The 5,438-nt window shown below is 48.1% G+C and carries 6 protein-coding genes; 5 read left to right on the top strand and 1 reads right to left on the bottom strand.

Features of this window, described 5'->3' with window-relative positions; all coding sequences use genetic code 11:
• Positions 1–68 precede the first annotated feature (68 nt).
• The 3 genes from QUA13_RS14835 (at position 69) to QUA13_RS14825 (ending at position 3,613) form a co-directional block, all read left to right on the top strand.
• Positions 69–197 carry a hypothetical protein gene (locus tag QUA13_RS14835; protein ID WP_281363593.1) on the top strand — a complete coding sequence of 43 codons (129 nt, stop codon included), beginning with the start codon at positions 69–71 and terminating at the stop codon, positions 195–197.
• Positions 198–618: 421 nt separating this feature from the next.
• Entirely contained in the window at positions 619–2,928 is a 2,310-nt protein-coding gene (locus QUA13_RS14830; protein ID WP_333199623.1) for an Rne/Rng family ribonuclease, read from the top strand.
• Position 2,929: 1 nt separating this feature from the next.
• Positions 2,930–3,613 carry a ribonuclease HII gene (locus QUA13_RS14825; protein ID WP_333199695.1) on the top strand — a complete coding sequence of 228 codons (684 nt, stop codon included), beginning with the start codon at positions 2,930–2,932 and terminating at the stop codon, positions 3,611–3,613.
• Positions 3,614–3,748: 135 nt separating this feature from the next.
• On the opposite strand, the gene QUA13_RS14820 is transcribed toward QUA13_RS14825, so the two are convergent.
• Entirely contained in the window at positions 3,749–3,916 is a 168-nt protein-coding gene (locus QUA13_RS14820) for a hypothetical protein (protein ID WP_333199621.1), read from the bottom strand.
• A 194-nt stretch (positions 3,917–4,110) separates the two neighbouring features.
• Here QUA13_RS14820 and QUA13_RS14815 point away from each other — a divergent pair, with 194 nt between their 5' ends.
• On the top strand, positions 4,111–4,371 hold the full coding sequence (locus QUA13_RS14815) for a helix-turn-helix domain-containing protein (RefSeq protein WP_333199619.1): 261 nt from the start codon (positions 4,111–4,113) through the stop codon (positions 4,369–4,371).
• Positions 4,372–4,524: 153 nt separating this feature from the next.
• Positions 4,525–5,058, top strand: coding sequence for a transposase (locus tag QUA13_RS14810; RefSeq protein WP_333199617.1), 534 nt, complete (start codon positions 4,525–4,527; stop codon positions 5,056–5,058).
• Positions 5,059–5,438 lie beyond the last annotated feature (380 nt).

The raw sequence follows: 5,438 nt of genomic DNA, 5'->3' as shown, positions 1-5,438 counted from the left end.
TCTAAAATCTAAAATCTAAAATCGATTGACGAGGTTTTAGGGTTGGCAGGGGCGGAGGTTGCAGTCGAATGCCAATCAGGGGTGTGTTGAGTGCGATCGCGCAAGAATTCAACAAAAGTCTAGGCGCTTTCACTCCTACCTACTTTCGCTCAAAACCAGCCCTCAACCACCACGCAAGCGGAGTTATCAGTTCGTAGTGTTAAGTTGTGTGTTAAGAAATTGGTACGGTGTCACTGAATTTATTCCCTGAGTTCAAAGGAAGAGTTCTAAGTGTTGGATTTTGAGTATTGATTTCGCAATTCTCAACTCAAAACTCAATATTACTAACTCGATAAAAGCCTCCTTATTTCTATCTCTCAGATTTATCTGCTGAGCATAACTCATAACTCTGTACGGGCGGGTTTAACTACTTTATCTGTAACAGTGAACCGTTAACAATGAACAGTTATCTGTAACAGTTAACAGTGAACGGTGAACGGTCAACAGTTAAATTTCCTTCCTCCCTGCACCAACTCACAGCTCATAACTCTTCAAGCTACTACTAATTACAGTCAAAGTCAGAGGCACTATGAGTGCGTAAGTGTCTCTAACTTGCTGCCAGTTTTGTGAGGAAATTGAATGACAAAGCAGATAGTTATAGCAGAGCAGCATCGCATTGCTGCCGTCTTTTCAGAAGATCAAATCCAAGAACTTGTGGTAGCCACAGGGAGCCACCAAGTCAGCGACATTTACTTGGGAATAGTCGAGAATGTACTCCCCGGGATAGATGCGGCATTCGTCAATATTGGCGACCCAGAACGTAACGGGTTCATGCACGTAACAGACCTCGGCCCGCTGCGCCTTAAACGCTCGGCAGGAGCAATTACAGAACTCCTGACCCCCCAGCAGAAAGTGGTGGTACAGGTGATGAAAGAACCGACGGGCAGCAAAGGCCCCCGGCTGACAGGTAACATTACCCTGCCGGGCCGCTATTTGGTACTGATGCCCTACGGCAGGGGAGTCAATCTTTCACGGCGGATCAAGTCGGAAGCCGAGCGCAACCGCCTTAGAGCCCTGGCTATTTTGGTGAAACCGGCCGGGATGGGGCTGCTGGTGCGCACCGAAGCTGAAGGGATGACCGAAGAAGCCATCATGGAAGATTTGGAAGTCCTCCAAAAACAGTGGGAAGCCGTTCAACTCGAAGGCGGTACCTCGCGGGCGCCGGCACTGCTCAACCGGGATGACGATTTTATCCAGCGGGTGCTGCGAGATATGTTCAGCGGTGACGTGAATCGGATTGTGGTGGACTCGCAAAATGGAATTAAGCGGGTGAAGCAGCAGTTGATGAGCTGGAACGGCGGTAAACTGCCTGCGGGAGTTTTGATCGACCACCACCGAGAGCGCGCCTCGATTTTAGAATTTTTCCGCGTTAACGCTGCGATTCGAGAAGCCCTCAGACCGAGGGTTGATTTGCCTTCGGGGGGTTATGTGATTATCGAGCCGACTGAGGCGCTGACGGTGATCGATGTCAACTCTGGCTCGTTTACTCGATCGGCCACGGCTCGGGAAACGGTACTCTGGACAAATTGCGAAGCAGCAACGGAAATTGCCAGACAACTGCGGTTGCGCAATATTGCCGGGGTGATTATTGTTGACTTTATTGACATGGAATCCCGCCGCGATCAGTTGCAGGTGCTGGAACATTTCAATAAAGCTCTCAAAGCTGACAAAGCTCGGCCGCAAATCGCTCAACTTTCGGAATTGGGACTGGTAGAACTGACCCGCAAGCGCCAAGGTCAAAATATTTATGAGTTGTTCGGTCACACTTGCCCTACTTGCAGCGGGTTGGGTCATCTGGTGCAACTGCCCGGGGAAGAAGACTTCGCCGCAGCGGTGCGGGAATCGAGCGATCGCACTGTTGCTACGTCGAACCGCGTTTTGTTGAATTTGCCCGAAGGATTGGAACGCCGCAGCTTGACGCCTGTGGCGGCTGCAACTCCTGCACCAGTGCGGGAAGAACGCCCCCCAGAACCTGCTCGGGCTGCTTGGGAACCTCAGAGCGAAAGTTTGGATTTTGAGACCGGCAGCAACGCCTCGCCTTTGGACTTGCTCAACCATCCCAGCTATCAGGATTTGGGGAACGGAACGAGACGCCGCCGCCGCCGCCGGATTGGTGAAGAGCCTTTTGCCCTCCCGGCGGAGGAGGAACCGGTGCGCAGCAAGTTGCGGCTGCCGAATACTTCGAGCGCGCCCGTTGCGGAGACGCGCTCTGAGTATCTGGCACCCCCCGGTATCCGGGCAGCTTCGGAGGGCTTCGGGTTGGTGAATATGGCGACTGTTGGCAGGCGCGAGGATTTCGATCGCGTGCGTCCCGCTAAGTCTGAGTTGATGAAGCCGATGGTGGAGCCTCCGGAGGTGATTTCGGTGGAAATGACGCCGGAGGAGCAGGATGTTTATGCTCTGATGGGGGTTTCTCCTTTGGTGCTTACGGATCGCAGCGTCAAAAATCCTAAGAATGCGATCGTTTCGGTGACTCTCCCGGGAGCGGCCCCGAACAAGCCGCCTTTCGAGCAGCTCGAATTTGAATTTGAACCGGCGGCGCCTGCTGAGAATGCTGAGGAACGCGATTATTATCCAGAAATGTCGGTAGCTGAGCCTGTATTTTCTGAGGATGATGAGGCTGAAATTTACGGCGAGAGTTCGATCGACGAAACTGATGATTTTGCTCATATCGAGGAAACCAGCGATGTGATGGACGAATCCTATGAGCCGTTTGAACTCCATGAGTCGAATGAATCGATCGAGCCGCATGAATCGCATGAGCCGCATGAATCGCATGAGCCGATCGAACCCAGCGAACCCAGCGAACCCAGCGAACCCAACGAACCCGAGGAGCCTGCTATCAACCGGCGGCGCAGGCGTCGCTCGTCAGCCGTTTTGGATGAGTGATATGAAGTCCGAGGGAAGAAGGAAGAAATCCGAGGTTCGAGGGAAGAAGGAAGAAGTAGAAATTTTTACTCTATTCCCATCTTTCCATCTTCCCGTTTTCCCCTCTGGCTCGAACACTCTGGTAATTGCAGGTGTTGATGAAGTCGGACGAGGGGCTTTGTTCGGGCCGGTGGTGGCTGCAGCCTGCATTTTGCCCGACGAAGTTCTCGATGAATTAGCAAGTTGCGGGGTGCGCGACAGCAAGCAGTTGAGTGCCGCAGCCCGGAGTCGGTTAGCCGTAAAAATCCGGGCTGTGGCAGTTGACTGCCAAATTGGTGCGGCTTCGGTGCGGGAGATCGATCGTTTGAATATTTTGCAGGCTTCTTTGTTGGCGATGAAACGCGCAATTCTGAAGCTGAATGTTACTCCTGATTTGTGTTTGGTTGACGGGAATCAAAGGATTCCCAATTTGGCGATCGAGCAAGAGACGATGGTAAAGGGTGATTCGCGATCTATTCAGATTGCTGCTGCTAGTATTGTGGCGAAAGTTTGGCGCGATGAATTAATCCTGCGGATGGCTGTTAAGTATCCTGAATATGACTTGACAAATAACAAAGGATATGGAACTGCTAAACATAAATTAGCTTTGCAACGTTGCGGTGTATCTGTCTTTCACCGGGTGTCCTTTAGTCCTTGCCGAAAATAGTTAGTTGTATCTTACATCTAGCACCATTTTCAATCAAACTTTCACGGACTGGCTCTGGGGCCCACCGCACAAGAAACTTGATGTGTTGTGGAACAGATCGGAAAGCCTGTTCTTGACAATGGTGCTAGATATCATTTACAACCAAAACCAATTTTGGGTGTATGGGCAAGAGTATCCAAATTGACTTCGCACAGCCTGCCAGTTGGTCATAAGTTGAGAATTATTTTTAACAACAGCAGGAGCATCTATCCCGACAATATAAACTTCGATCGTTTCTAATACCAAATTAATGTGAAGCTGCATAGAATAAAGCTTCAAGAATGAAATTGTAAGAAGATAGCGAACTGCCACAGTTTAGGGTGATTTGTTGTAGAACTTGCTGCCAGTCGTTCACGCAATTCCATAAGTATCAGAAACACTTCTCCTTTGAATTTTTGTTTGATACAGCATATTCCATGTATGTATAATACACTGTATTTAGTACATAAGCGAAAAAAATGAAACCTTATTCGATCGAGTTGCGTGAGAAAATAGTTAAAATTTATGAACAAGGTGATACCTCGATTAGAAAAGTAGCCGCCAGATTTGATGTGAGTAAAGGGTTTGTTCAAAAAATCTTAAAACAAAAACAAACCATTGGTCATGTTCAACCCAGAAAACAAGGTGGAAGTCTTAAAAGTGTGTTAAACTCGCGCACAACTGAATTGATCCAGATGGTAGAAAAATATCCGGATAGCACGTTGTCAGAACCCAAGTGAATATTGGCTTATGAACTACAAGGAAGCTGTCAGCCCTAGCATGATGTGTCGTGAATTACAAAAACAAAATTTAACGCGAAAAAAAAGACCATACGCAGTAGTCAGTCTGCCACTGAAAGAGTGCAAATTCTGAGGTGTGAATATTGGGAACAAGTGAAAAATATTGACCCTGACAACCTCGTTTTTTTGGATGAAATGGGCGTTTTATTAGGGTTAACACGAACCCATGCACGTTCAATATGTGGTAGTAGAGTCTACGATTTAAAACCATTTTATCGGGGCGCCAAAGTCACAGTTGTCGGAGCAATTAGCTTAAAAAAAGTAGTAGGATTAATGACGCTCAATGGGTCAATGGATGGTAGAGCTTTTGAAGTCTTTATTGAACATTTTTTAGTCCCAAACTTATGGGAGGGTGCAGTAGTTGTTATGGATAATCTACCTGCTCACAAGTTGGGGACTATTGAACCATTGATACAAGCCGCTGGTGCTAGTTTACTGAACTTATCACCCTATTCTCCCGATTTCAATCCTATAGAATTATGGTGGTCGCAACTCAAATCTTTTTTACGTCAGTTCTCACCAACTACCACCAAGATGGTTGACATCTTGCTGGCTACAGCCCTTGATTTGGTCAATCCTAAGCACTTTAAAAACTGGTTTACAAGCTGCTGCTACTGTACTTCATAAACCTGGAATACGCTGTAAATTGCGAATGCAATGTTTCTGGCAATCCGGCGAGAGCCTAGCAGACTCAAGTGGGGCGATTTTCACTCTTGCACTGTTGACGACAAACAATTGGGACAATCCTCCTTGACGATATTTTTGCAGCCACGCCCGTTACCGTTGAAGCATCGCGTCCCAGAGGTTCGGCAAGGGTTTTATGCGCTCGTGATTTCTCCAGTTTTAGCCCACCATAACATTTGCAATCATTCTTTCGCGCTAGCAGTGAGACTGGTTTTTATTTGTTGGTCCAAACTCTCTCCACTTTCTCAACAGTTCGGACATATTTTGGGAGAGTCAGGCTCTGAGAGAGCCGTATTCTAGGAGTTTTCGGTAGTTTGGATTTA

The sequence above is a fragment of the Microcoleus sp. S28C3 genome (assembly GCF_036700785.1).
Classification (GTDB): Bacteria; Cyanobacteriota; Cyanobacteriia; order Cyanobacteriales; family Microcoleaceae; genus Microcoleus; species Microcoleus asticus.
This window is presented reverse-complemented; position numbering and strand designations above follow the sequence as displayed.

Coding starts and splice junctions, on each gene's coding strand:
- QUA13_RS14830 (WP_333199623.1), top strand. CDS start 619: ATGACAAAGCAGATAGTTATAGCAGAGCAGCATCGCATTGCTGCCGTC.
- QUA13_RS14825 (WP_333199695.1), top strand. CDS start 2,930: ATGAAGTCCGAGGGAAGAAGGAAGAAATCCGAGGTTCGAGGGAAGAAG.
- QUA13_RS14815 (WP_333199619.1), top strand. CDS start 4,111: ATGAAACCTTATTCGATCGAGTTGCGTGAGAAAATAGTTAAAATTTAT.
- QUA13_RS14835 (WP_281363593.1), top strand. CDS start 69: ATGCCAATCAGGGGTGTGTTGAGTGCGATCGCGCAAGAATTCAACAAA.
- QUA13_RS14820 (WP_333199621.1), bottom strand. CDS start 3,916: ATGCAGCTTCACATTAATTTGGTATTAGAAACGATCGAAGTTTATATT.